The sequence below is a fragment of the Actinokineospora alba genome (assembly GCF_004362515.1).
Classification (GTDB): domain Bacteria; phylum Actinomycetota; class Actinomycetes; order Mycobacteriales; family Pseudonocardiaceae; genus Actinokineospora; species Actinokineospora alba.
Genome location: NZ_SNXU01000001.1, coordinates 4,374,721 through 4,398,029 on the forward strand (window position 1 = coordinate 4,374,721; position 23,309 = coordinate 4,398,029).

Consider the following 23,309-nt stretch of genomic DNA (forward strand, 5'->3'; position numbering starts at 1 on the left):
ACCCTCCTCTGGTCAACTCGCTTTACTTTAGGCGCACCCCACAGATACTGGGCGCATGGGCAAAACATACGAGCGGATCGACGGCAGGCTGCGGGACTTCATCGAGCGGCAGCCGCTCTTCTTCATCGCCACCGCACCGCTCAGCGAGGACGGCCACGTCAACCTCTCGCCCAAAGGCCGCGCTGGTACCTCCGCGCTCCTCGACGACCGCACGTTCGCCTACGTCGACTTCGGCGGCAGCGGCGCCGAGACCATCGCGCACCTGCGGGAGAACGGGCGCGTCACGGTGATGTGGTGCGCCTTCGAGGGCCCGCCCAACATCGTGCGCATCCACGGCCGCGGCGAGCCCGTCTTCCGCGACGACCCGCGCTGGCCGGAGCTCATCGCCAAGATCCCCGAGGGGAAGAAGCCCTCGGCGCGCGCGATCATCGTGGTCACCGCCGACCGGATCAGTGACACGTGCGGCTACGCCGTTCCCCTCATGGATTACCAGGGCGACCGCACGCTGCACGAGGAGTTCTTCGGCCGCAAGACCGATGCCGAGTTCGCCGCCTACTGCGAGTCCAAGGACTACGTCGGCACCAGCCTCGACGGGCTGCCCGCTCTCCCGCTGCCGCTGCCTCAGGCTCCGTAGGCGAACACGGGGTAGTGGTCGGAGTAGTCGTTGTAGCTGTAGGTCGTGAACCACGACGTCACCTTCCACGTCGGACTCTTGACCGCCCGCGTGTCGTTGATCAAGTCGCCGCCGGGGTGGCCGTTGATCGACAGCACGTAGTCGAGATGCTCGGGCGCCGCGTTGCCGTACTGGCCCTTGCAGACGCTGTTGGTCACGCAGTCCCACGAGTACCGGTGGCCGGTCAGCCGTGGCGCCCGGGCGTTCAGTGACGTGAGCATCTGGCCGTACTCGGCGCTTTCCCCGATGACGTTCAGGTCGCCCGCGACGTACACCGGTTCGGTCGCCGGGATGGCCTGCCGGTCGAGGAAGGCGCGGATCTCGGCGCGCTGCGAGGTGCGAACGGACCCCGGTGAGACCGAGCAGCTGCCGTCCTCGGCCTGTGCGTGCACGCCGACCACGTGGATCGGACCCGAAGGCGAGCTGAGCCGGACGTAGGCGAAGCCCTTGTTCGACATCGGCTCCGCGCCGCAGCGCTGGGTGAAGACGTGCTGCACCTTGCGGGTGATCGGCCACCGGCTGATCACCGCGGTCCCGCCGTCCTCCGGCGTGTAGTCCGAGTAGCCGCCGAGCGTGGCGTCCCAGCCGGACCGGGACCGGCCGACGACCGGCGTCTGGTGCGGGTAGGTGTCGGACAAGTTGCGCAGGAGCCGGTCGCCCGCCTCGTTGTCGAACACCTCGTTCAGCACGACGATGTCCTGCCCGGCCAGCACGTTCTGCTGGTCGATCAGGTCGGCCCTGGTCACCTGGCCCCAGTTCGGGTACAGGTTCCGCGAGAGCATGAAGACGTTGTAGCTCGCGATCTTCGGTGCCGTGGGCGCGGCCTGTGCGGGCGCGGCGGTGAGGCCGAGCCCAGCGACGAGCAGTGACGTGAATAACATTTGCGTTCGCATGGGAGGGATTGTGCGGCCTCTGCGTGCCCCGGGCAAGGAAAAACATTCACCTTTGTTCGGCGTTCACCCGGGCAGCACCGAGTTGTCGCCACCTGACCACCACACCGATCATGACGATGAGCGTCAGCCCGCCGATGAGGTACGGGTCCTTGGTCGCGCCGCCGAGATGCAGGTCCATCGCGTGGTTCAGCGTGTGGACGAGGTTGGCCGCGGCGAAGCCCGTCAGGACGACCAGGATCGAATCGCGCCAGATCAGCGCCGCCACCAGCCCGACCGCGATGCCGAAGTGGAACGCGCCGAGGTCGTGGAGGAAGTGCTCGTGGTTCGGGAAGCCCACGTAGTCGGCGAACGCCTGCGGCCACACCCACATCCACACCGCGAACCCCGCCGCGTAGAGGGCGCTCAGCGCCACGATCGCCTTGGTCACCACTGTGCTGGTGTTGCCGCTCATGAGTCCCACCCTGGTTCGTTCCGGCTTGTCTCGCCATCGGACGAGACAGCGCCTCAGGATGTGACATCACCCCCGGCCGACGAACTCCGCCGGACTCACCGTGTTGATCACCACGAGCAGCGGGCGCTCGGCCGAGATCGGGGTGCCGTCGACACTGGCGACGACCTGCCGCTGCCCGATGGCCGCCTTCGGGAACACCAGCAGCTGCACCGTGAACCGCCCGTTCACGTCCGGGGTGGCTTTCGCCTCGCCGACCGCGTTGGAGAAGCGCACTGTGACCGGTTTGCCTGGTGGGAACCCGATTCCCGTGGCCATCGCGACCCGACCCGGTGCCAGCACGGCCGGGTTCACGTCCAGGGCGGGCTGGATCGCGCTGCCGCGCACCGCGACCAGGTGCGGGCCGCCGGGGGCGGTCGAGGTGAACCGGAGCACCGCCGTGCGGACCTCCGGCGCGCCGGGCACGGCCGGGCCCCGCGGTGAGAACCGGACTTGGGCGACACAGGTGGCCGCAGGTGCCAGGGTGGCCCCGACGCAGCCGTCCACTGTGTAGTCACCGCTGACGGTCGGGGCGTCGATGGTCGCCGCTGTCACCGTCATGGGAGACCCACCGCCGTTGCGGATGGTCAGGGGGATCGGTGCGCCTTCGGAGAGCATCAGGCGGGCGCCGAAGTCGACCGGGTCGGGGGTGGCGGCGAACACCGCGTCCGAGGGGATCACGATTTCCGGTGTTCCGGTGCCGCGCAGGTCGACTGTGTATGTGCGGCCGCCGCGCACCTGGAGGACCAGTTTCGCCGTGTACGTACGGGCCTCGGTGGGGGAGAAGCGTACGGACACCAGGCAAGTCCCGGTCGTGTGCAGGACCTCGCAGGTGTTGGCGCCGATGGTGAAGGCGTCATCGCCGGTGATCGACGCCTCCTCCACCACAAGTGGGCCGAAGCCGACGTGGCGCAGTTCGGCGCTGCGGCTCAGGGTGGTGCCGATGGTGACCGTGCCGAAGGAGACCGGTTCGCCCGCCAAGGCTGGTTCGAAGGTGTGGACGTAGGAATCGATGTAGTCATCCGAGTCGTCGTCGGCGAGGTCGCTCGCGTAGGAGTCGAACGCGACCCGGCCGACGTCGGACACCGAGGGCGGGGCGGAGAAGTACGACGGGGTGCTGTCGCCAGGGCAGCGGGGGCCGCCGTCCGGGCAGTCGGTGTCGCGGGGCACCGACGCCAGCGCCGCGGGCAGCATGGGCAGGCCCGCGGCGGCGCGGTCACCGTCGACGACCAGGTCGCGAACGACCACGTGGCACCGGGTCCGGTCTTCGCGGTCGCCGTCGTCGATCGGGGGAGGAGCCATGGTGCCGACGTCGCCGGGGACGAGGCAGCTGTAGTCGGTGGGCTCGCCGATGTCGAGGTCGTCGTGCACCAGGAACGCGTCGGTCACGAACGCCAGGTACCGCCCGCTCGCCGACAACGCGGGCAGGGCGCCGTTCACCGGGTCGCCGAAGATGTTGCGGGAGACGATGCCGGACTGGTTGGTGCCAGGGCGAACCACGTACACGTTGGGCTGCCCGGTGGTGCGGGATGCGACGAACGCGACCACGGAGCCGTCCCCCGAGATCGAGGGCGCGCGCATCCGGATCCCGTCGTCGGGGTTGACCGGGGTGCCGTCGGCTTCGAAGTCGACCCGCTGGTTCGTGTCCTTCCCGACTTCGGTGCGGATCACCACGTAGGGGTCGGTTTCGTCGTTGTCGATCCGGGCGACAGAGACGATGAACCGGCCGTCGGCGGACACGCGGGCCTCGTCGAAGCTGCGCAGCGTCGCCTCGCCGAGGTCGTCGGACACCGTCTCGCGGGTGGCCGGGCTGCCGATGGTGCCCACGGCGTTGCGCAGCAGGGCCGTGGTGAGGCGCCAGGTCGACCCGGACGTGCCGGGGAACTCGCCCCACACGATCCGGCTCGCGTCGCCCGAGAGGTGTGGGTCGCGGTAGTTCTCCAGCCTGGTCGGCGGGGAGGGAGCGGTGATCAGGTGGTAGCGGTAGTTCATCGAGCCGTCGGGCCTGCGCTCGTCGAAGACCCCGTTCGGGGCCCGGTCGCACAGCACGATGTCCTTGTGGTCGTACAGGTCCTCCTTGACCAGGTTCGTCGCGTCGGTCATGAATGCGACGAAGCGGCCGTCCGCCGAGATCGTCGGTTCGTAGCTGTCGCCGTCGGTGGGGAACTCGACGGCCTGCTGGTTGAGGTTCAGCAGGCGAGCTCCGGTCAGCCCCGGCGGCGGGTCGGTCGTCGGCGGTGACGGCGGGCTGGACTGGCCTCGACTGATCAGCACGGTCCGGCCGCGGGCAAGGTCGCGGACGTAGACGTTCTCCGTCTGCGCCGTCGCGACTCCGTCGAGCACGGACCGGCTGACGAACGCGACCGCGGTCCCGTCCTGCGACATCTCCTGGTCGTATCCGCCGGTCGGCGAGACCGTTCCGTCGTTCTTGACCGACACCAGGGTCGTCGAGCCCGGCGCGACGTCGGCGGTCGCTGAGGGCAGCGGACCGCTGTGCACGAGCAGGGCGCCGAGGCTCGCGACCAGCACGATCGCCACGGCGCGTCGGGCGGCGGAGACGGGCACGGGTGGACCTCCGCTCAGGCGGACTTGTGCTGCTCAGCCTAGGAAAACGCGCCCCGCGCCCGGCCCCGGCGCACGGGTGGCCATCGGGTCGCCATGATCCGCCCGATGGGGCGGATCTCGCTGCCCGGGCAGGCTCCCGTTCGCAAGCTGCGACCCCGGTCCGCCGCCGGCCACACTTCGGGCCATGGGAGCTACGACCTCGCTTGCCGGGAAGGAACTGTCCGTGACCCCGGGGGCCACGGTCACCTCCACGGTGCAGATCCGCAACTCGGGAACACTCGTCGATCAGTTCACTGTGGACGTCGTCGGCGACGCCGTCGAGTGGACGACAGTGGAGCCGAGCATCATCAACCTGATGCCCGGCACCGAGGGGCAGGTCACCGTGACCTTCGCCCCGCCAAGGGATTCGACCGTGCTCGCGGGCATCGTCCCCTTCGGCATCCGGGTGCTCTCGCGCGAGGAACCCGCCGCCTCGATGGTCGAGGAAGGCGCGATCCAGGTCGAGCCGTTCACCGACCTGCAGATCGAGCTGATCCCCAAGACGTCCAAGGGCCGGCGCAAGGCCAAGCACGAGCTGATCGTCGACAACGCGGGCAACTGCCCGATGGCCGTCGAGCTGACCGCCATGGACCCCGACGACGAACTCAAGCTCGACATCGACCACCCGATCCTGACGATCCAGCCCGGAACCTCGGCGTTCCTGCGGCTGCGGGCCCGCCCACACGACACGTTCCTGCGCGGCGCGGAGAAGCGGCACCCGTTCCAGGTGACCGCGCTGACGGGCGAGGCCGCGCCGGTCACCGCCAACGGAACCGTGGTGCAGCAGCAGATCCTGCCCAAGTGGCTGCTGCCCGCGCTGCTGGCTCTGCTGGCGCTGGCGATCATCGCGGTGACGCTCTGGTTCACCGTGCTGAAGCCGACGCTGCAGTCGGCGGCCCGCGACACCGCCGAGCAGGTGGTGAAGGCCGAGCAGCAGAAGCTCACCGACAAGGCCGACAAGGCCGAGGAGAAGGCCGCGGCCGCGGAACAGAAAGCGGCCGCCGCGGAGAAGAAGGTCGCCGACGGCGTGCTCGCGGGCGCGGGCGGCGGACCACCGGCGGTCACCGCGCCGGGCGGGGCGGACGTGTCCAAGGGGCAGGCGTTCGACTTCCGCGTCGTCACCGACCCGGTGGCGACCGCGGACGGCACCGACTTCGCCACCTTCACCGCGCCCGCGCCGGTCCCCGACGGCAAGACCCTGGTCATCACCGACCTGGTGCTGCAGAACCCGCGCGGCGACTCGGGCACCCTGCGGATCCTGCGCGGCGACGAGGTCCTGCTCGAATTCGGCCTCAACAACTTCCGCGACGTCGACTACCACTACCTGGAACCCTTGACTTTCCCCCCAGGCAAGGAACTCCGCGTCGCGGTCAACTGCCAGCTCCCCGGCGCCCCCGAACCCCCCACCGGCCGCTGCCGCCCCTCCGTCTCCTTCTCCGGCCGCCTAGCCGGCTAACCCCCCACGCGAGTCGCCCCTTCCAGCAAATGAGTCGCCCCGTCCGGCGAATGAGTTCAACATTCAGGCAGCGTGTGCCGCACTTTGCGACTCACATGACTTTGGTTCGCTTGCCTGAATGTTGAACTCATTCGCCGGACGGGGCGACTCATTTGCTGGAAGGGGCGACTCGCGGGGTTAGATCAGGCCTTCGCGGAGGGCGTAGGCGACGGCGTGGGAGCGGTTGCGGAGTTGGAAGCGGTTGGTCACGTCGTGGAGGATGGACTTGACCGTGCGCTGCGAGTAGCACAGCTTGTCGGCGATTTCCTTTGTGGACATTCCCGAGGCGACCAGCCGCAGCACCTCGGTCTCCCGGTTGGTGATGCCTGCCAGGTGTAGGCCGCGAGGCTCCAACACGTGACGCTGCAAGCGGGACACGCGGTTCAGCAGCCGCCCCAGCAGATCCGGCGGCAGCGCGCCCTCACCCGCGGACGCCGCCTTCACCAGGCGCACCAGCACGTCCGGGGTGGTGTCGACTCTTCGCGCGACGGCGCACACCCCGCCCTCCACCGCGGTGAGGATCTCGCTGTCCTCCAGTTCCCCCGCGACCAGCACGACCCGGGCGAAACCCCGGACCTGCAACGTCTTGAGCAGGTGGTTGGCCCGGTCGTCGAACCGGTCGGTGACCACCAGGGCGACCGTCTCGGGCGAGGCGTCGTCCTCGTCGACGAGCCACACCTCGGGGCGGGTCCGCAACGCCATGTGGACACCGTTCTGCAGTATCGGATCCGTGGCCCGCACGATGACCTGCGTCCGACTTTGGTCCAACATGGCAACCCCACCTTCGCCTCAGAGCACTCCCGGACTGTCCACGGTGCCCGAACGGGCGTCCCGAGCGCATGGGACCGGTGTCCCGAAGTTGCCCGACAGGGCGCCTATCCACCGTCCCCCAGGCCGGCTTTGCGGGCCCGGACGATGGCCTGCGCCCGGTCGGCCACGTGCAGCTTGGTGAAGATGCTCGACACGTGGTTGCGCACGGTCTTCGGGCTCAGCGACAGCTTGCTCGCGATCCCCGGGTTGCTGACCCCGTTGGCGATCAGCGCCAACACCTCCCGCTCCCGCGCGGTCAGCTCCGGGAACACCGGGCCCGCCAGTTCGGGACCCGCGTTGAAGAAGCCGAGAACGCGGGTCGCGATGTCCGGCCCGAAGATCGCCTCACCCCGGCCGACGGCGTGCACCGCGCGCACGATCTCGTCCTGCCCGGACCCTTTGAGCAGGTAGCCGCGGGCACCCGCGCGCATCGCGGCGAACACGGATTCGCTGTCGTTGAACATGGTCAGCACCAACACGCCGGTGTCGATCCGTTCGCCGACGATGGCGCGCGCCGCGTCGATGCCGGTCATGTCGGGCAGGTGGACGTCCATGACGACGACGTCCGGGGTCAGCTCACGGGCCGTGGCGATGGCCTCGGCGCCGGTGGCGGCCTCACCCACCAGTTCGACGCTCGGTTCCGCCGCCAGCACCGTGCACAGCCCGAAGCGGAACAGCGGATGATCGTCGACGACCAGCACCCTCGGGCGCGCGTCACTCATGCGGTGGCGACCTCCTTCGGCAGCGGCAGCGTCGCCAGCACGCGTGTCCCGCCCTCGGCTTCGGCGGCGACGAGGCAGTCGCCGCCCAGTTCGGCCGCCCGTTCGCGCATCGACGCCAGCCCCACACCGCCGAAGGTGTGCCCGGGCAGGCCGATCCCGTCGTCGACGACCTCGATGTGAAGATCATCGTCGATCCACAGCCGCACCGCGCACGATCGGGCGTACGCGTGTCGGGTGACGTTCGTCAGCGCCTCACAGACGATTCGGTACGCCGCGACGTCGATCGACGAAGGCAGCCTTGGCATGACTGTCGGCACTTCGAGCATGATCGTGACGCCCTCGTCGGTCCCGTCGAGTTTCGCCGTGCGGCTGGCGAGGGTGCCCGCGTACTCGCGCAGCGCCGGGACCAGCCCGATCTGGTCGAGCACCGGCGGCCGCAGCCCGGCCGCGAGCCTGCGGATCTCGGTGATCGCGTCTTGCAGCTCGTCGCGCATCCGCCCGAGCAGCACACCCGAGGCCGAGGCCGGGTCGACGCCGCGGCGGCTCGCGTCGAGCCCGAGGGCGATCGCCGCGAGCGTGGGCCCGACCCCGTCGTGCAACTCGTGCAGGATGCGCCGCCGTTCCTCCTCGCGGGCCTGGACCAGGCGATCACGGCTGCGCCGCAGATCCTGGGTCAGCCGGGCGGTGTACACGGCGGTGCCCGCGTGCCGGGCCACGTCGGCCAGCGCGAGCCGGTCGCGCGAGCGCAGCACCGAGCGGCCGCCGACGACCAGCGTGCCCACGCGTTCGCCTTGGTGGGTAAGGGCCAGTTCGTGCCGGTCGGCCGACGGCGTGCCGGTGACCGCGGCGACCTCGGTGCGCCCGTTGTCCCGGATCTCGATCGCCACGTACGGCAGCCGCAGCGCCATCGCGAGGGACTCGACGATCCGCGGCAGCGCGGCGCCCGGGGTGTGCGTGTCGGCCAGCCGGGAGGCCAGCCGCGACACCACCCGGTACGGGTCGTCGGTGTAACCGAAGAGCCGTTTGTTGACCAGTCCCTGCAACCCGGTGCGCAACGGCTGGATGAGCACCGCCACCGTCGCGGCCGCCAGGCCCTGCTGCCACGCCTGGGTCAGCGGCGGGAAGAGCAGCGACAGCCCGGCGACCACCGCGACGTAGATGCCGATCACCCCGGCGCTGAGCGCGCCGTAGACCAGCGACCGGCTCAGCACGACCTCGATGTCGAGCGCCCGGTGCCGCAGCACGGCCAGCGCCACCGCGATCGGCACCGGGAGGAACGCGAGCGTGTGGAACCGTTCGGGAAGCAGCGGGGTGCCGGTGACCAGCGTCGGCAGCGCCCACACCGCGAGGTAGCAGACCGCGCCGAAGCCCAGTGCCGCCGCGAGCCACCGCAGCCTGCGCCGCGAGGTCTGGTCCGCCGACCGCACGTACTGCCGGGCCAACACCGCGAAGATCAGCAGCGGGAAGACGAAAAGCGCGGGCAGGGCGGGGGAGGCGAGGATGACCAGCCGGGCGAGACCGGAGTCGGTCGTGGCCGCCGCGACCGCGCACGCGACGCCGTAAAGAAGCGGACCACCCGCGTAGCCCAGCGTCACCCACAGCCGGAACCGCTTCGTGGTGACCGCGGGGAACGCCAGCGCGAAGTGCAGCATCGCCGACCACAGCAGGACGAATGACGCCTCGCCGATGAACCAGCGCCAGAACTGGTCGCCCGCCACGAGATCCAAGGCCTGCAACGGAAAGAACGTCGCGCCCGCCGTGGTCACCGCGGCCAGGCCCGCCGCCACGAGAGCCGCGCGCGCCGCGGCCTCCCCGGGACGCACCAGGTAGATGGTCAGCGAGATGACGGAGAGAAGTGCCACCACCAGCACGGTCGGCCAGCCGTCGAGCAGGCTCTGGAACAGCGGGAACGGCCCGGTGTCGACCTCGACCTCGATGACCTCGCCACCGCGCACGACCTGGTATGTCAGCGAATCGCCTGGCCGGACCGCGCCACCGCCGGGGACCTGGCCGGTGAGCAGGACGTGGTCGATGGCGAGGAGCTGATCGCCCACCCGCAGCGCGGAGCCCGGCTCGGCGCCGGTGACCAGCACCGCGCCGGAGCTGACGACCACGGCGGAGTCGCCCGCGTTGACGGTTGTCCCGTCGCTGGGCGCGAGCGCGCGCGACAGCAGGCACCACCCGGCTACCCCGAGGAGTGCGAGCGTGAGCAAGAGGTACGCGGCTGAGACCCGCCGCGCTCCCGCCGAGCCACCGGACACCTTCGGATCATCTCGCAGCGCTGGTGCCAAACACAGGCATGTCGCCTGGTCGCCCGCAGGGCAGTCACCTGGATGGTCTAGCTGGGGGCGAATTGACTCCGGAACGTGTCAGACCAGCCCTTTCGGGCAGGACATCGCGCCCGGGGGACTACCTGGGCACCGCTCGACCTCGCCGCGTCACCGGCGTCCACTGGTCGGATGGAGGCCGTCGTGGTGGGCGTGGCGATCGTGCGTGACTTCCGGTTGTTCGTCGCCCGCCGCTCCCAGCCAGGGTCGGTCGCGGGGTACTGGGAGTTGCCCGGCGCCGAGGTCGCGCCGGGGGAGGACGAGTCGAGCGCGCTGCAGCGGCGGTTCACCACCGAGTTCAGCATCTCCCTGCGCTGCGTCGACCGGATCCTCAGCGACCGGGCGCTGACGGCGTGGCCCACCGAAGACCTCGACTACGACGCCGCGCTGCTGCGGGTCTGGCGGTGTCAATTGCCCAGCGAGTCGACCCTCGACCTGGACCTGGGCGACCCGCGCCCCAACTTCTCCGTCTACGACGAGACGCGCTGGGTGCCCATCGACGACCTCGACGCCGTCGGCCCGTGGCGGGAGGCGGACCGCATCTGCGCGGGCGAGATCGCGGACCACTACAACGCCGATGACCTGTGGCAACGCGCTGATTGAGCAGGTTCCGAGAAAGTGTTCGCAAAAGCGAACGTCACTATTTCACTCGGCGGCCCTCTTCCTTATGTGAGCAGCGGCCGACCCGAGCGAGGGCCGGGTCGGCCGTTGCTACCAAGATCGTGAGGCCCCTGGGGGCACACGCGGAGACCGTTCCGACCCGAGCGAGGGCCGGGTCGGAACGGCTCTTCAATCGATCGGGATCGGTCCCGTCGCCACGAATGTCTTGCACACACCGTCGTCCAGGTCGGTGGTCAGTTCCAGCACGGTACGGCCGTCGCGGCTCGGCAGCAGACTCGGGCTGAAGTTGCGGCAGCCTTCGTTGTTCACGCCGGTGACCGGGATCGGTGCCGGGAACTCCTCCCACGGGTCGTCCGCCTCCGGGTCGTTGACCAGGATCGTCGCTCCGTTGCCCGCGGACAGGCTGCCGTCGGCCTCGACGAGCATCTCGCTGATCAGCAGGATCGCGCCGTCGGAGCCGGTGTTGGGACTCCACGCGATGGTCGGGGTGTGCCGGGGGTACCGGCCGGCTTCGGTGATGACCTGGGTGCCGAGGTCGATCGGGTCGCCCCAGTCCCAGCCGTCCTTCGAGGTGCGGAAGTAGATGCCGCAGTTGCGCTGGAAGTCGATGTTGCAGACCTCGTAGACCATGAAGTATGTGCCGTCCGGCAGTGCCCGTACCCCGACCATTCCCGGCCGCACCCCGTGCCGCTGGTGCTTCACGGTGTCGACGGGCGCGCTCCACGTCTTGCCGTCGGCCGACCGGACCCGCACGAGCTTCTGGTCGTGCCGGGTGGTGTCCGACTCGTCGGAGTAGAAGGCGACCAGCGAACCATCGGCGGCGACGGACAGTTCGGGCTCCCACCCCGGCTGCGCGTTCGGCGCGATGGCGATGTCCGAGAGGAACGTCCAGGTGCGGCCGATATCGGCACTGCGCCACACCCGCTGGCGCACCCGACGGTCGTTCCCGGTGTCGAGGCCCGCGGTGGTCGCCCACAACAGGGTGCCGGCGGGCATGTCACCGACCTTGCGCGGAAGCTCGAAGAGCGTGGCGCAACACATGCCGCGGGAAATCGTCAGGTCGGGATCGGAGATCACCGCCACCCGCTGGAAACTCCGGCCGCGGTCGACGCTTTCGTGGATCAAACCGACACTCTTGCCGTCGATCATGCTGCCGATACTGGTGATGATCCGCCCCGCGCCCGGACCATGTTCAAGCCGGATCACCCGCGGGTAGCTGCTGCCGACGTCTTCAAGCAACTGGCGCGGGGGAGCGGCCTCGGCGGGCACGGCGAAGGCAAGAAGGATCACCGCGATGAACGTGCCGAGCGTCCGGATCAGCATGATCACTCCCGCCCTGGTCAACGGCATTTCGACCGAGCGTCCAGGGAGATCGACTCACGCGCAAACGTTGGAACACCTTCGAGTGGACAACCGAGGCGGGGGACGCATGATCTTGCACGCACTGGTTGGCGGCGATACGCCGCTAGGATCCCGCTGGATCTGGAGGGTGTTTGTGGAGCGTGGGTCGCGGCCGATCGATTCGGCAGCTGACGTAATAGGCAGCATTCTTCGCGCGCGAACTCGGTCGACGGTGCCTGCCATCGTCGACCTGATCGAGGCCATCCGGACGTGGGAGACAATTCGGTTCGATGTCTCGATGGAGGGCGACTCGGATGGCTTCCTGTTCCAGTTCGGCAGCATCAACTGGACTTCAGTGCAGGTCTTCGCCGTTTCGTTTGTGCGCCAGTTCGAACTGCGGGACGCGGACGGGGAGCGCGAGGCGCTCTCCCAGGTTTCGCTGGAGTACCACTATCCCCTGGATGGGGAGCTCGATTCCATCACCTCCCACCACTCGTGGTGGTTTCGGAGTGATGCGAGCCCATTTTCCGCGTGGCTGACCTCAGTGGAACAGAATTCGCTGTGGAAGGTCCTTCGGTCCAAGCAGGCGGTCGGGTTCGAGGTGTCACAGGAGTGGGTGTGACCCTGCTCCTCGACTATTCGCCCAGATAGCGCTGAAGTGCGGCGGCTTTCCACTCCTCCAACAACCGAGCACGCCGCTTCGGATCCCCACCGATCATCGCGTCCAAAGCCAGTCCACGAACCAGGTTGATGGTCAGCAGCAACATCGTCTCCGCCTGCCCAGTCGACTCCGGAGACTCACCCTCGGCAGCCGCACGCAGCGCCTCGAGAGTGGCGTGCCCCAAAGCCCGGTCCACCGGCAGAAGAGCTTCACGCAATTCAGGGTCCGTCCGAGCGGCCACCCACAGCTCCACGGCGGCGGTCGACAGCGTGCCCGAATAGGCCGCCCACAGCATGTCGATGCCCTTGATCAACCGCTCCCGCCCCGGCGCCAACACAGCCGCCCCCGACACGACCTCGGCGATCAACCGGTCGAACAGGTGCTCCAAGGCCGCTGTCATCAGCTCGGTCTTGGTCGTGAAGTGGTGTTGCTGCGCACCTCGGGACACCCCGGCCCGCGCGCAGATCTCCTGCACCGTGGTCCGGGCATAACCCAGCTCCACCAGGCAGGTGATCGTCGCGTCCAGCAGGGCCTCGCGGGTCTGCTCGCGGCGTTCCTGCTGCGTGCGGTGGGTGCGTGTGGTCGACACCACATCTCCTCCTCGGACGGTCGGAGGCACTTTACGGGCAGTCCAACGTGCATGTACCTTCTGATCGTAACTTACATGCAAGCCGGATTGTTTCTCTTACCCTGGAGGTCGGAGCCATGGCTCCCACGCAGCGCTCGCCGTGGATGGACGAAGACCTGGACGCCTTCCGCGACATGGCTCGCTCGTTCTGCGAGAAGGAACTGACGCCCAACGTCGAACGCTGGATGGAGAACAAGCAGGTCGACCGCGAACTCTGGACCAAGGCGGGCGAGGTGGGCCTGCTGTGTCTGTCCATCCCGGAGGAGTACGGCGGCGGTGGCGGCACGTTCGCCCATGAGACCGTGCTCGTCGAGGAGCAGGCGCGCGCGGGGGACAGCGGCTGGGGTGTGCTGCTGCACAACGGCATCGTGGCGCACTACATCCTCGCCTACGGCACCGAGGAGCAGAAGCACGCCTGGCTGCCGAAGATGGCTTCCGGCGAATGGGTCAGCGCGATCGCCATGACCGAGCCGGGCACCGGTTCGGACCTGCAGAACATCAAGACCAAGGCGGTCCGCGACGGTGACGAGTACGTCATCAACGGCGCGAAGACCTTCATCACCAACGGCGGCCAGGCCGACGTCATCATCGTGGTCGCGAAGACCGACCCGGCCAAGGGCGCCGAGGGCACCTCGCTGATCATCGTCGAGGCCGACCGCCCCGGCTTCCGCCGCGGCCGCGTGCTCGACAAGATCGGCCTCAAGGCCCAGGACACCGCCGAGCTGTTCTTCGACGACGTCCGCGTCCCGGCCACCAACCTCCTGGGCAGCGCCGAGGGACAGGGCTTCGTCCAGCTCATGCAGCAGCTGCCGCAGGAGCGGCTGATCATCGGCGTGACGTCGGTGGTCGCGATGGAGCTGGCGCTGGAGACCACGCTGACCTACACCAAGGACCGCTCCGCGTTCGGCAGGCCGGTCTTCGGCTTCCAGAACACCAAGTTCAAGCTCGCCGAGATCGCCACCGAGGCGCGCATCGCCCGGGTGTTCCTCGACGACTGCATCGCCAAGCACCTCAAGGGTGAACTCGACATCCCGACCGTGGCGATGCTCAAGTGGTGGACCAGCGACCGCGCGATGGCGGCCATCGACGAGTGCCTGCAACTGCACGGCGGCTACGGCTACATGAGCGAGTACGCCATCGCTCGCATGTGGACCGACCAGCGCGTGCAGAAGATCTACGGCGGCACGAACGAGATCATGAAGGAAATCATCGCCCGCACGATCTGACCGATCCCGCCGCCCCGATCAGTCTGGAAAGGACAGTCAATGGGAACCGGACCCCTCGCTGGTCTGAAGGTCGTCGAACTCGCGGGCCTCGCGCCCGCGCCGTTCGCCTGCACCGTGCTCGCCGACCTGGGCGCCGACGTGATCCGGGTCGACCGGGCCAAGCCGGGCTTCGACGTGCTTTCGTTCCCGAACGACCCCCTCACCCGGGGGCGGCGCTGGATCGGCGTCGACGTCAAGTCCCCGGAGGGCCTCGATCTGGTGCTGAAGCTGGTCGACGAGGCCGACGTGCTGGTCGAGGGCTTCCGCCCGGGCGTCGCCGAGCGGATGGGCCTGGGCCCGGACGCGCTGCTCGCGCGCAACCCCGGCCTGGTCTATGGCCGGATCACCGGGTGGGGCCAGGACGGTCCGCTGGCCGAGGCGGCCGGACACGACATCAACTACATCGCCATCGCGGGCGCCCTGGAGCCGATCGGCCAGGCGGGCCACAAGCCCACCATGCCGCTCAACCTCGTCGCCGACTTCGGCGGTGGCGGCCTGATGCTGGCCATGGGTGTGCTCGCCGCGCTGGTCGAGCGGCAGTCGTCGGGCCGCGGCCAGGTGGTGGACGCGTCCATGGTGGACGGTGCGGCGCTGCTGACCACCAGCCTGCACGGCCTCCAGAACCTGGGCCTGTGGAGCAAGCCGCGCGGGGAGAACCTGCTCGACGGCGGCGCGCCGTTCTACGACACCTATGAGACCGCGGACGGCAAGTTCGTCGCCGTCGGCGCGATCGAGGGCCGGTTCTTCGCCGAACTGGTCAAGGTGCTGGGCCTGGAGGACGTGCCCGACCACATGAACCCCGAGAACTGGCCCGCGCTGCGCACTCTCCTGGAGGAGACGCTGCGCACCAGGACCCGGGACGAGTGGGCCAAGCTCGCCGAGGGCACCGACGCCTGCCTTTCGCCGGTGCTGACGCCGCAGGAGGCGCCGACGCACCCGCACAACATCGCCCGCGGCACGTTCGTCGAGATCGGCGGGACCACGCAGCCCGCGCCCGCCCCCAAGTTCAGCCGCACGGTCCCCGCGATCCCCACCCAGCCAAGCGATGCGCGGGCGGACACGGGAGCGGTGCTGGCCGAGTTGGGGGTCCCGGCCGAGGAGATCGAGCGGCTCCGGGCGGCGGGAACCATCGCCTGACCCTGTTCACTCCTCTATCGAGTTACAGCTTTCACCCGAAGGCACGGCGCGGCGGGCTGGCGGGACCTGGGCGAACAGGTTCCGTCAGCCCGTTCGCGGGTTTGGGCCGCGTTCGTGTCCGCGCGACTTGGGGTGTCTCGCGTTGGAGTGTCGTACTAGACCTCTAGAGTGATCGCCGGACAGCGATAGTGTCGGGTGAGGAGAATTTCTCACCCACCGTGCCGCCAAACGACGGAAAGTTGCCCGTCAACCCCCCAACTTGGGGGATCATGGGCAGATGGGGCCGCGTTGGGGCCCCGGCATGGACAGAGCGGATGGAGTGAACCGATGGATGCGAAGAAAGCCGCGATCCTCGTGGTGGTCGCCCTGAGCCTGTTCTACGTCATCACGCAGCCGACAGCCGCAGCCGAAGCCGTGCAGAACCTGTTCGGCTGGCTCCGTGACGGCGCCGAGGCGATCATCACCTTCCTGAAGAACTTGTTCGCCTAGCAACGAACGGGCTTCCCCGTGAACTCTGGGAGAAGTCTGTCCGCGGCGCGATCACCCTCTGTGATGATCTTGGTTTGGATAAGATCCAAATTGGACCGTAAGGGTGGATCTCACCGTTTCAGGGCCAGGTTGGGGAAGTTCTCCTGGTTTGGGTCTGGCGATCTGTCGGTGTAGCCCCCTACGGTTTGGGCCATCGAGTGATCATGAGACCTCCAGGAGGCAGAATGCTCGACGACCCCGGGGTCGACGCCTTGGTCCGCCAGTGGACCGCAGAGCGCTCGCATGACGCCGACGCGGTGGAAGCCCACCGCATCGCGTCGGAATGGATGGCGGACGCGCCCGTAGCCGCGCCGGGTATTCCCGGTCAGCGCGCTCGGGCGGGAGCGTCCCGCTGGTCCCAAGTGGAAAGCACCGACCCCCGCTACCTCGTCGCGATGCGCAAGCGTCTGCCCGGGGTCCCGGAGGAGCTGCTCTCCGCCGCGGCGGGCTGGTGGCAGATGGTCGGTGGCGTGGCGGAGGCCGAGGAGTGGTGGGACGCGGGCATGAGCCCGTTGGACCAGCGCGCCCTCGACTACCGTGCCGCGGGCCTGGCGCCCTCGGACCTGCGCAGGCGGCTCGGTCCCCTGACCGTGTTGGAACACCTGCGTCGCGGGAGCGCCCCCGCGTGGTGTGTGGCTAGGCTGCAGCGACAGCGTCGCGACGGCGCGGCCTGAGCTGTTCTTCGCGGGTGGCTCACGCCACTTCGCGTAACGCCGAAGTGCTCTGGTCGTTGATGCTGTCAGTGGCGGCATTGGCGACCCAGGCTGGAGCACGGTGGCGGACACGAATACCCCGGTGACCCGGCGCGGTGCGGGCATCCTGGTCAGGCTGCTCGTCGTGGTCCTGGTCATGGTGGTCGGCGTCGGTGTCGTCTGGTTGGTCCGCGTCGCGGCGACGCCGCAGGCCATGCCGGTCGAGATTCCCGCGCTGGAAGTCCAGGCGGCCCCGGTCGAGCCGGGGTCGGTGGTCCCGGCGGGCACGGACGCGGGTGTGGCTCAGCAGCCGCCACCGCGGCCACAGGCGGGCGCGAGCGGGGCTGACGTGCTGCGGACGTGGGCGGAGAAGCTGGCGGGTCCTACGGGCGTCCCCGCGCGGGCGCTGATGGCCTACGGCAATGCCGAGCTGGTCGTGCGGTCGACCACCCCGAAGTGTCGCCTGTCGTGGGCCACGCTCGCGGGGATTGGCCGCATCGAGTCCAACCATGGTCGCTACGGCGGTGCCACTCTCGGCGAGGACGGCCGTCCGTCCAAGCCGATCATCGGGGTGCCCCTCGACGGGTCCCCCGGTGTGAAGGCCATCTCCGACACCGACGGCGGCATGTTCGACGGCGACAACCAGGTCGACCGCGCGGTCGGCCCGATGCAGTTCATCCCGTCGACCTGGAAGCGCTGGGCCTCCGACGCGAACCTCGACGGCCGCGGCGACCCCCAGCAGATCGACGACGCCGCGCTGGCCGCGGGCCGCTACCTGTGCGCCAACGGCCGTGACATGGGCAGCGCCGCGGGCTGGTGGGCGGGCGTGTTCTCGTACAACAACTCGGTGCCGTACGGGCAGAAGGTCTTCGGCTTGGCCGATGGCTACGCCCGTACCGCCGCCTGATCATTCAGTCAGCGTGCTATTGGTAGTGCAGTCGGCGTGCTATTGGTAGCGTAACGACTGTGCTAATGGTAGTTTAGCCTGGTGAGAGACTATGTCTCCCGTGTCGTCGACACAGAGTTGGATGAGCTCTTCCCGGGCTTGCCCGCGATCACCCTGGAAGGCCCGAAGGGCGTCGGCAAAACCGCGACCGCGCAACGGCGGGCGGGCACCACCTTCGCCCTCGACGACCCCGCCGCCCGAGAGCTGTTGGCCGCCGATCCGGCAAGGCTCGACCGGGCCGACCATCCGGTGCTGCTCGACGAGTGGCAGCGGTATCCCGCCGTGTGGGACCTGGTGCGGCGGAGCGTCGACCGAGATCCGACTCCCGGCCGCTTCCTGCTCACCGGCAGCGCGACACCCGTGACCGCCCCGACCCACTCGGGCGCGGGCCGCATCGTGCGGGTCCGGATGCGCCCGATGACGCTCGTCGAACGTGGTGTCCAAGCGCCGTCCGTGGGACTGGGCGACCTGCTGTCGGGCAGGCGCGCACCCGTCGACGGTGACACCGCGGTCGGTTTGCCCCAGTACACCGACGAGATCCTGCGCTCCGGCTTCCCGGCGATCCGCGACGCGCCCGCACGGGCACGACGGGCCCAACTCGACGGCTATCTCGCGCGGATCGTCGAGCACGACTTCCCCGAGCAGGGGCATCTCGTGCGGCGCCCGGCGACACTGCTGGCGTGGTTGACGGCCTACGCGGCGGCCTCGTCCACCACCGCTTCCTACAACACGATCCTGGACGCGGCGACCCCCGGTGACAGCGAGAAGCCCGCCAAGACCACGACGATCGGCTACCGCGATGTCCTGACCCAGCTGTGGCTGCTCGACCCGGTGCCCGCGTGGCTGCCCAGCCGCAACCCGTTCAGCAGGCTCGCTCAGGGCCCCAAGCACCAACTGGCCGATCCCGCCTTGGCCGCTCGTCTCCTCGGCGCCACCGAGGACTCACTGCTCTCCGGTGCCGCCACCGGACCGCGGATCCCGCGCGACGGCACGCTGCTGGGCGCGCTGTTCGAATCCCTTGTCGCGCTGAACCTCCGCGTCCACGCCCAAGCCAATGAGGCGACACTGCACCACTTCCGCACCAGGGATGGCCGACACGAAGTCGATTTCGTCATCCAGCGCGGCGACCACAAAGTCGTCGCGGTGGAGGTGAAGCTCAGCGCCACTGTGGACGATCGAGATCTCGTCCACCTCCACTGGCTGCGTGACCACCTCGGCGAGGACCTGCTCGACGCGGCCGTCATCACGACCGGCCCCCATGCCTACCGCCGGGCCGATGGGATCGCCGTGATCCCGGCGGCCCTGCTCGGGCCGTGAGCGGACCGCCTTCCCCCAGGTGACGGCCCTCACTCAGGTACCGAGGTTTACCATCGGCACCGTGGGCGACACCTCCAACACCTCACGCCGACTCCTCGTCATCGGGGTCAGCGTGCTCTCACTCGTCGCCTGCCTGAGCCTGGCCTGGTGGCAGTGGCAGCGCTTCGAATCGGCCAACGGGACGTTCCAGAACCTCGGCTACGTCCTCCAGTGGCCGCTCTTCGGCCTCGCCCCCGCCTACATGTTCTGGCGGATGCGCAAGCTCCGGGACCGCGAAGCCGCCGAACCCGCGCCGACGCCCACCCCCCGGCCCAAGCTCATCCCCGATGACGACGGCGACGACGAACTCGTCGCCTACAACCGCTATCTCGCCGCACTGAACGACCAGGAGAACCGATGAGCATGACCGACGAGGAAAACCCGGCCCAGGCAGTCGCGGCCAAGGGGATCCGCGGGGCACTCGCCCGGTTCCGGGTGCTCGCCTACATCGTCGGTGTCGGGCTGCTCGCGCTGGTCGTGGCCATGCTGGTCAAGTACGTCGGCGACAACGCCGGGCCGATGGCGGTCGTCGGCCCCGCCCACGGTTTCCTCTACGCCGTCTACCTGCTCTTCGCCTTCGACCTCGCGCTCAAGGCCCGCTGGTCGGTCAAGGGCACCCTGATGGTCCTGGTCGCCGGGATGATCCCGTTCCTGTCCTTCGTCATCGAGCGCAAGGTGACGCACAAGGTCCGGGCGGGCGAGAAGCTCTGATTCACCCGAACGGCCGCTGTATCTGACGGCCGTTCGGCGCCTCCTATGGGTGTCACATTGAGCTAGTCACCAGGGAGGTGACGCTCATGTTCGCCATCGAAGAGGAACCGGCCGTGGCATGGGGACCCTGGGTTCTCGCGCTGGGCATCCTGGCCGTCGCCGGTTGGGTCTGGTGGCGGGCCGCCAGGAAGTCGCCCGCCGCCGCGACCCCGCAGTCTCTGCCGAAGTTCCGGGTGGTGACGCTGGGCCTGCAGGGCTCCGGCAAGACCCTCCTGCTCACCAGCATGTACCGCCGCCTGCAGGTCCCGGGCGGCCGCGGCTTCCACCTGCACGCGCCCTACGACCAGCTCATCGAGCTCAACCGCTGGTACCAGCAGGTCGCCAGCACCGCCGACGACTGGCCCGCGGGGACCCGGCGCGGCGAGATGCGCGAGTTCGAGTTCAGCGTGATGGCGCCGACCCACGAGGGCGTCGAGCCCGTGTTCACCCTGGGCTACCTCGAGTATCCGGGCGAACTCCTCACCGACCCCGATGCCCCCGGCTCGACCGCGCAGGCCCGGCTGCTCGAGTCCATCGCGAACGCCGACGCTCTCATCGGGATCATCGACGGCCTGCGGATTCTCCAGGCATACCAAGGGGATCAACGTGGCTCGCTGATCCTCCAAGCCTCCTTGGACGCGATGATCAACGCGATGCTGGGCGCCCGCACGCCCATCGCGTTCGTCATCACCAAGTGGGACCTGCTCGACGAGATCCACCCCGACGAGAACGTCCGCCTCGAGACCGTCCGCAACCTGCTCATGGGAATCCACGGCTTCCGGGACCTCGTCATGATGCACAGCGCGCGGCGGGTCGTGCGGCTGCTGCCGGTCAGTGCGGTCGGGCACGATTTCGCTGTGCTGCAAGGCAACGAGGTCCACAAGCGCCCACACGGACACTTCCAGCCGGACCGGGTGGAGCTGCCGCTGTGCGCGGTGGTCCCGGACGTCCTGCGCCAGGTCGAGCTGACCATCGACCGCACCACCCGCGAACAACTCCTCGGCCTGGCGGCGAAACAGTCCGCGGTGAGCCCGGCGGTGGCGCTGGAGGTTCTCGCGAAGTTCGTCGCGCAGCGGGCCGGGCGGGCGCTGATCTCCGCGGCCGGTGGTGGGCTGCTCGCCGAACTCGCCGTCTTCCCGCAACCCCGGGCGCGCGACGCGCACGTCCTCAGTGCCGCCGACCGGCGGGCCGAGGAGCTGGTGCAGGCCCGGCGGATGGTGGTGTCCCAGCTCCAGCACGAGGTCGCCGTGTTGGAGGCGCGGTTGCCCAGATGCAGGCTCGGAGGCGACTGACATGGGTGGCTGGCCGTTCCTGATCGCCCGCGGCAGGCGCCGGGGCTACCGGGTGCTGCTCGCCCCGGACGTCCTGCCCACGTACGGCTTCCTCGACGACGACGTCCTGTCGGTGCGGCCCGACGCCCGCTACCAGGCCGGGCGGGTCGGCGGGTACTTCCTGGTGTGGAACGAGTACCCGCTCGCCGAGGGCGAGGTCGAAGGTCCGGTGCGCGACGAGCACAGCAGGCCGCTGGTCCTGACCGTCGGTGTGCTCTACCCGGGCGACACGATCGCCGACGACACCGAGCTGCCGCGCGCGCACCGGGTCGCGCTGGACACCTACCGCAGGTTCCTGGCCGACGAGGAGGGCTTCCGGGTGGAGCGCTCCGCCCAGTTCGACCCACCGACACGAGCCGCCCCGCCCGCCGCGGAGCGGCCGACCGCCCACCCGGAGGAACTCGCCTACGCGGCGTCCCGGCCGCTGCCCCCGCCGCCGTCGCGCTCAGGCAACCGCACGCTGATCGCAGGCGCGGTCGGCGTCGCCGTGGTGGCGGCCATCGCCGTCGTGCTCGCGGTCACCGGCTCGACCCCGGACCCTCCACCGCTCCCACGATGCCCGGCCACCACGACCGCCACCCCGGGCACCACCACACCCTCGCCCCAACCACCCACGCCGCGATCCACGCCGCCGCCCACACCCACACCCACACCCACCCCGACGGTCACCCCGACGTGCGTCCCCTAACGCCGCGAGTCCCCACCTCCCGACGGTGAGTTCTCACTTCAACTGAGAACTCGTGGTCGGGAGGTGGGGACTCGCGGGGTGGGTCAGAGGGCCTTGCGGACCCGGTAGGGCGGGATCGTGCAGCCGCGCAGGGCGTCCGCGTCGATCGACTCCGGGCGGTACGGCAGGGTCTGCAGCCGCTCGATCATCCGCTCGGTGGTGTTCGCGTCGGTGTCGGTGATGCCGAACAGGAACGCCCACTCGTGCTCGTCGGACCCGTAGTACACCGTGGTGCCGAAGATGTCGCCGAAGCGCTTCATCGACCGGATCAGGGTCTCGTTGCGCCACATCGTCGGGCAGCCCGCCTGGCACACCACGACCCCGCCGTCGGCCAGCACGGCCCGGCAGCGGGTGAGGAACTCCTCCTCGTAGAGGCGGTTGTGCTGGGCGAACTCGGGGCGCTCATCGGGCAGGTCGACCAGCACGATGTCGTACTTCGCGCCCTCGGCCTCGGCCTGGGCCAGGAACTCCCAGCCATCGGCGTAGTGCACCCGCACCGGGCCCTCGCCCTTGACCGCCGCCGAGAGCTCCTCGGTGGTGTAGCCGTAGGGCAGGTGCTCGGCGCACAGTTCGACGGCCTGCCGGTCGATGTCGACGTGGTCGACGACCGACGCGCCCGCCGCCACCGAGATCTGGCTGACGACGCCCTCGCTGGACCCGACGACGAGCACGCGCTCGATCTTGCGGGCCAGCAGCAGCGCGGGCACCAGCAGCGCCTCGTGGTAGGTCAGCTGGCTGAACTCGGTGCTCTGCCGGTCGTTGTCGCAGAACAGGCTGACGCCCTGGTGGGTCTTGCCGATCACCAGGTGCTGGAAGTCGGTGTCGGTCTCGACCAGGACCTCGGGCATCTCCCAGACGCGGGTCATGCCTTCGGCGAGGGGTTCAATGATGGTGTTCATCGGGCGGGCTCCGCGGGAATCGGGTTTCCCCGGTGGATGGTGTTGATCCGGGCTTCGAGCGCGCCCAGGCGGTCGCGCAGCAGAGCCACGGCGAGCTCGGGGTCGGCGGTCTCCCCGCAGGTGAAGATGTCGACGAACATCGACCCGATCTCCGGGTAGGTGTGGATCGACGCGTGGGACTCCGACAGCAGCGCCAGGACGGTCACGCCCTGGGGCTCGAACTGCTTGGACACGACGTCGCAGATCGTCGCGCCCGCCTTGCTCAGCGAATCCTCGAGTGCCTGTTGCAGGAAGCTCAGATCGTCGAGCAACAACGGATCGACGCCATCGAACTCGGCGAGCACGTGTCGGCCTGCGAAATAGCCGACGCCCAGTTCGGGCGCAGGGTCGTACGACATCTGTCTAACCTCCTGCGG

At 69.3% G+C, this 23,309-nt stretch carries 24 protein-coding genes; 14 read left to right on the forward strand and 10 right to left on the reverse strand.

Annotation, left to right across the window (positions count from 1 at the left end; genetic code table 11):
- The first annotated feature begins 55 nt into the window (after positions 1-55).
- A complete protein-coding gene (locus tag C8E96_RS20220; RefSeq protein ID WP_091374717.1) occupies positions 56-634 on the forward strand; it encodes a pyridoxamine 5'-phosphate oxidase family protein in 579 nt (192 codons plus the stop codon).
- On the opposite strand, the gene sph is transcribed toward C8E96_RS20220, so the two are convergent.
- The 3 genes from sph to C8E96_RS20235 all read right to left on the reverse strand — a co-directional run bounded on the left by sph (position 622) and on the right by C8E96_RS20235 (position 4,618).
- Positions 622-1,566, reverse strand: coding sequence for a sphingomyelin phosphodiesterase (gene sph / locus C8E96_RS20225; RefSeq protein ID WP_091374720.1), 945 nt, complete (start codon positions 1,564-1,566; stop codon positions 622-624). The genes C8E96_RS20220 and sph overlap by 13 nt on opposite strands.
- Positions 1,567-1,612: 46 nt before the next feature.
- Positions 1,613-2,017, reverse strand: coding sequence for a hypothetical protein (locus C8E96_RS20230; protein ID WP_091374723.1), 405 nt, complete (start codon positions 2,015-2,017; stop codon positions 1,613-1,615).
- Positions 2,018-2,083: 66 nt separating this feature from the next.
- Entirely contained in the window at positions 2,084-4,618 is a 2,535-nt protein-coding gene (locus tag C8E96_RS20235) for a choice-of-anchor D domain-containing protein (protein ID WP_091374726.1), read from the reverse strand.
- A gap of 184 nt (positions 4,619-4,802) precedes the next feature.
- On the opposite strand from C8E96_RS20235, the gene C8E96_RS20240 reads away from it, so the two are divergent.
- A complete protein-coding gene (locus tag C8E96_RS20240) occupies positions 4,803-6,113 on the forward strand; it encodes a COG1470 family protein (RefSeq protein ID WP_091374729.1) in 1,311 nt (436 codons plus the stop codon).
- Between the two features lie 177 nt (positions 6,114-6,290).
- Here C8E96_RS20240 and C8E96_RS20245 read toward each other — a convergent pair whose 3' ends face one another.
- The 3 genes from C8E96_RS20245 to C8E96_RS20255 form a co-directional block, all read right to left on the reverse strand.
- Positions 6,291-6,923: a helix-turn-helix transcriptional regulator gene (locus C8E96_RS20245; protein ID WP_091374732.1), complete on the reverse strand. Its 633-nt coding sequence runs from the start codon at positions 6,921-6,923 to the stop codon at positions 6,291-6,293.
- A 104-nt stretch (positions 6,924-7,027) separates the two neighbouring features.
- On the reverse strand, positions 7,028-7,684 hold the full coding sequence (locus C8E96_RS20250) for a response regulator transcription factor (protein ID WP_091374735.1): 657 nt from the start codon (positions 7,682-7,684) through the stop codon (positions 7,028-7,030).
- Complete coding sequence (locus C8E96_RS20255; RefSeq protein WP_091374738.1) at positions 7,681-9,945, reverse strand: histidine kinase; 2,265 nt, start codon at positions 9,943-9,945, stop codon at positions 7,681-7,683. Before C8E96_RS20255 ends, C8E96_RS20250 begins: the two co-directional genes overlap by 4 nt.
- 198 nt (positions 9,946-10,143) lie before the next feature.
- Here C8E96_RS20255 and C8E96_RS20260 point away from each other — a divergent pair, with 198 nt between their 5' ends.
- Positions 10,144-10,614, forward strand: coding sequence for an NUDIX domain-containing protein (locus C8E96_RS20260; protein WP_091374741.1), 471 nt, complete (start codon positions 10,144-10,146; stop codon positions 10,612-10,614).
- Positions 10,615-10,800: 186 nt separating this feature from the next.
- On the opposite strand, the gene C8E96_RS20265 is transcribed toward C8E96_RS20260, so the two are convergent.
- Positions 10,801-11,955 (reverse strand): sialidase family protein, encoded by a 1,155-nt coding sequence (locus tag C8E96_RS20265; RefSeq protein WP_133794606.1) that lies wholly within the window; start codon positions 11,953-11,955, stop codon positions 10,801-10,803.
- On the opposite strand from C8E96_RS20265, the gene C8E96_RS20270 reads away from it, so the two are divergent.
- Entirely contained in the window at positions 11,927-12,595 is a 669-nt protein-coding gene (locus C8E96_RS20270; RefSeq protein WP_133794608.1) for a hypothetical protein, read from the forward strand. The two genes, C8E96_RS20265 and C8E96_RS20270, sit on opposite strands and share 29 nt — an antisense overlap.
- Positions 12,596-12,608: 13 nt before the next feature.
- Here C8E96_RS20270 and C8E96_RS20275 read toward each other — a convergent pair whose 3' ends face one another.
- Positions 12,609-13,226 (reverse strand): TetR/AcrR family transcriptional regulator, encoded by a 618-nt coding sequence (locus C8E96_RS20275; RefSeq protein ID WP_091374748.1) that lies wholly within the window; start codon positions 13,224-13,226, stop codon positions 12,609-12,611.
- Between the two features lie 113 nt (positions 13,227-13,339).
- Between C8E96_RS20275 and C8E96_RS20280 the strand changes: the two genes are divergently transcribed.
- The 10 genes from C8E96_RS20280 (at position 13,340) to C8E96_RS20320 (ending at position 21,955) form a co-directional block, all read left to right on the forward strand.
- Positions 13,340-14,488: an acyl-CoA dehydrogenase family protein gene (locus C8E96_RS20280; protein ID WP_091374751.1), complete on the forward strand. Its 1,149-nt coding sequence runs from the start codon at positions 13,340-13,342 to the stop codon at positions 14,486-14,488.
- Positions 14,489-14,527: 39 nt separating this feature from the next.
- Positions 14,528-15,664, forward strand: a complete 1,137-nt coding sequence (locus C8E96_RS20285) for a CaiB/BaiF CoA transferase family protein (RefSeq protein WP_091374755.1) — start codon at positions 14,528-14,530, stop codon at positions 15,662-15,664.
- A gap of 327 nt (positions 15,665-15,991) precedes the next feature.
- Positions 15,992-16,153, forward strand: a complete 162-nt coding sequence (locus C8E96_RS33420) for a hypothetical protein (protein WP_166658057.1) — start codon at positions 15,992-15,994, stop codon at positions 16,151-16,153.
- A 224-nt stretch (positions 16,154-16,377) separates the two neighbouring features.
- Positions 16,378-16,866 (forward strand): transcriptional regulator, encoded by a 489-nt coding sequence (locus C8E96_RS20290; protein ID WP_091374757.1) that lies wholly within the window; start codon positions 16,378-16,380, stop codon positions 16,864-16,866.
- A 100-nt stretch (positions 16,867-16,966) separates the two neighbouring features.
- Positions 16,967-17,791: a lytic transglycosylase domain-containing protein gene (locus C8E96_RS20295; protein ID WP_228769877.1), complete on the forward strand. Its 825-nt coding sequence runs from the start codon at positions 16,967-16,969 to the stop codon at positions 17,789-17,791.
- A gap of 81 nt (positions 17,792-17,872) precedes the next feature.
- Positions 17,873-19,147: an ATP-binding protein gene (locus C8E96_RS20300; protein ID WP_228769878.1), complete on the forward strand. Its 1,275-nt coding sequence runs from the start codon at positions 17,873-17,875 to the stop codon at positions 19,145-19,147.
- Between the two features lie 61 nt (positions 19,148-19,208).
- On the forward strand, positions 19,209-19,547 hold the full coding sequence (locus C8E96_RS20305) for a hypothetical protein (RefSeq protein ID WP_091374763.1): 339 nt from the start codon (positions 19,209-19,211) through the stop codon (positions 19,545-19,547).
- Positions 19,544-19,897, forward strand: coding sequence for a DUF3817 domain-containing protein (locus tag C8E96_RS20310; RefSeq protein WP_091374767.1), 354 nt, complete (start codon positions 19,544-19,546; stop codon positions 19,895-19,897). The genes C8E96_RS20305 and C8E96_RS20310 overlap by 4 nt, the downstream gene beginning before the upstream one ends.
- A gap of 86 nt (positions 19,898-19,983) precedes the next feature.
- A complete protein-coding gene (locus C8E96_RS20315) occupies positions 19,984-21,228 on the forward strand; it encodes a hypothetical protein (RefSeq protein WP_091374771.1) in 1,245 nt (414 codons plus the stop codon).
- Position 21,229: 1 nt separating this feature from the next.
- Positions 21,230-21,955: a hypothetical protein gene (locus C8E96_RS20320; RefSeq protein WP_133794610.1), complete on the forward strand. Its 726-nt coding sequence runs from the start codon at positions 21,230-21,232 to the stop codon at positions 21,953-21,955.
- Positions 21,956-22,038: 83 nt separating this feature from the next.
- On the opposite strand, the gene C8E96_RS20325 is transcribed toward C8E96_RS20320, so the two are convergent.
- Entirely contained in the window at positions 22,039-22,893 is an 855-nt protein-coding gene (locus C8E96_RS20325) for a spermidine synthase (RefSeq protein ID WP_091374777.1), read from the reverse strand.
- Entirely contained in the window at positions 22,890-23,291 is a 402-nt protein-coding gene (gene speD / locus C8E96_RS33750; protein ID WP_176926761.1) for an adenosylmethionine decarboxylase, read from the reverse strand. Before speD ends, C8E96_RS20325 begins: the two co-directional genes overlap by 4 nt.
- Between the last annotated feature and the right edge of the window lie 18 nt (positions 23,292-23,309).

Bases quoted from the DNA above. Each gene is read 5' to 3' on its own strand.
- C8E96_RS20220 (WP_091374717.1), top strand. From the start codon at position 56: ATGGGCAAAACATACGAGCGGATCGACGGCAGGCTGCGGGACTTCATC.
- sph (WP_091374720.1), bottom strand. From the start codon at position 1,566: ATGCGAACGCAAATGTTATTCACGTCACTGCTCGTCGCTGGGCTCGGC.
- C8E96_RS20230 (WP_091374723.1), bottom strand. From the start codon at position 2,017: ATGAGCGGCAACACCAGCACAGTGGTGACCAAGGCGATCGTGGCGCTG.
- C8E96_RS20240 (WP_091374729.1), top strand. From the start codon at position 4,803: ATGGGAGCTACGACCTCGCTTGCCGGGAAGGAACTGTCCGTGACCCCG.
- C8E96_RS20245 (WP_091374732.1), bottom strand. From the start codon at position 6,923: ATGTTGGACCAAAGTCGGACGCAGGTCATCGTGCGGGCCACGGATCCG.
- C8E96_RS20250 (WP_091374735.1), bottom strand. From the start codon at position 7,684: ATGAGTGACGCGCGCCCGAGGGTGCTGGTCGTCGACGATCATCCGCTG.
- C8E96_RS20260 (WP_091374741.1), top strand. From the start codon at position 10,144: ATGGAGGCCGTCGTGGTGGGCGTGGCGATCGTGCGTGACTTCCGGTTG.
- C8E96_RS20270 (WP_133794608.1), top strand. From the start codon at position 11,927: ATGAACGTGCCGAGCGTCCGGATCAGCATGATCACTCCCGCCCTGGTC.
- C8E96_RS20265 (WP_133794606.1), bottom strand. From the start codon at position 11,955: ATGCTGATCCGGACGCTCGGCACGTTCATCGCGGTGATCCTTCTTGCC.
- C8E96_RS20280 (WP_091374751.1), top strand. From the start codon at position 13,340: ATGGCTCCCACGCAGCGCTCGCCGTGGATGGACGAAGACCTGGACGCC.
- C8E96_RS20285 (WP_091374755.1), top strand. From the start codon at position 14,528: ATGGGAACCGGACCCCTCGCTGGTCTGAAGGTCGTCGAACTCGCGGGC.
- C8E96_RS33420 (WP_166658057.1), top strand. From the start codon at position 15,992: ATGGATGCGAAGAAAGCCGCGATCCTCGTGGTGGTCGCCCTGAGCCTG.
- C8E96_RS20290 (WP_091374757.1), top strand. From the start codon at position 16,378: ATGCTCGACGACCCCGGGGTCGACGCCTTGGTCCGCCAGTGGACCGCA.
- C8E96_RS20310 (WP_091374767.1), top strand. From the start codon at position 19,544: ATGAGCATGACCGACGAGGAAAACCCGGCCCAGGCAGTCGCGGCCAAG.
- C8E96_RS20315 (WP_091374771.1), top strand. From the start codon at position 19,984: ATGTTCGCCATCGAAGAGGAACCGGCCGTGGCATGGGGACCCTGGGTT.
- C8E96_RS20320 (WP_133794610.1), top strand. From the start codon at position 21,230: ATGGGTGGCTGGCCGTTCCTGATCGCCCGCGGCAGGCGCCGGGGCTAC.
- C8E96_RS20325 (WP_091374777.1), bottom strand. From the start codon at position 22,893: ATGAACACCATCATTGAACCCCTCGCCGAAGGCATGACCCGCGTCTGG.
- speD (WP_176926761.1), bottom strand. From the start codon at position 23,291: ATGTCGTACGACCCTGCGCCCGAACTGGGCGTCGGCTATTTCGCAGGC.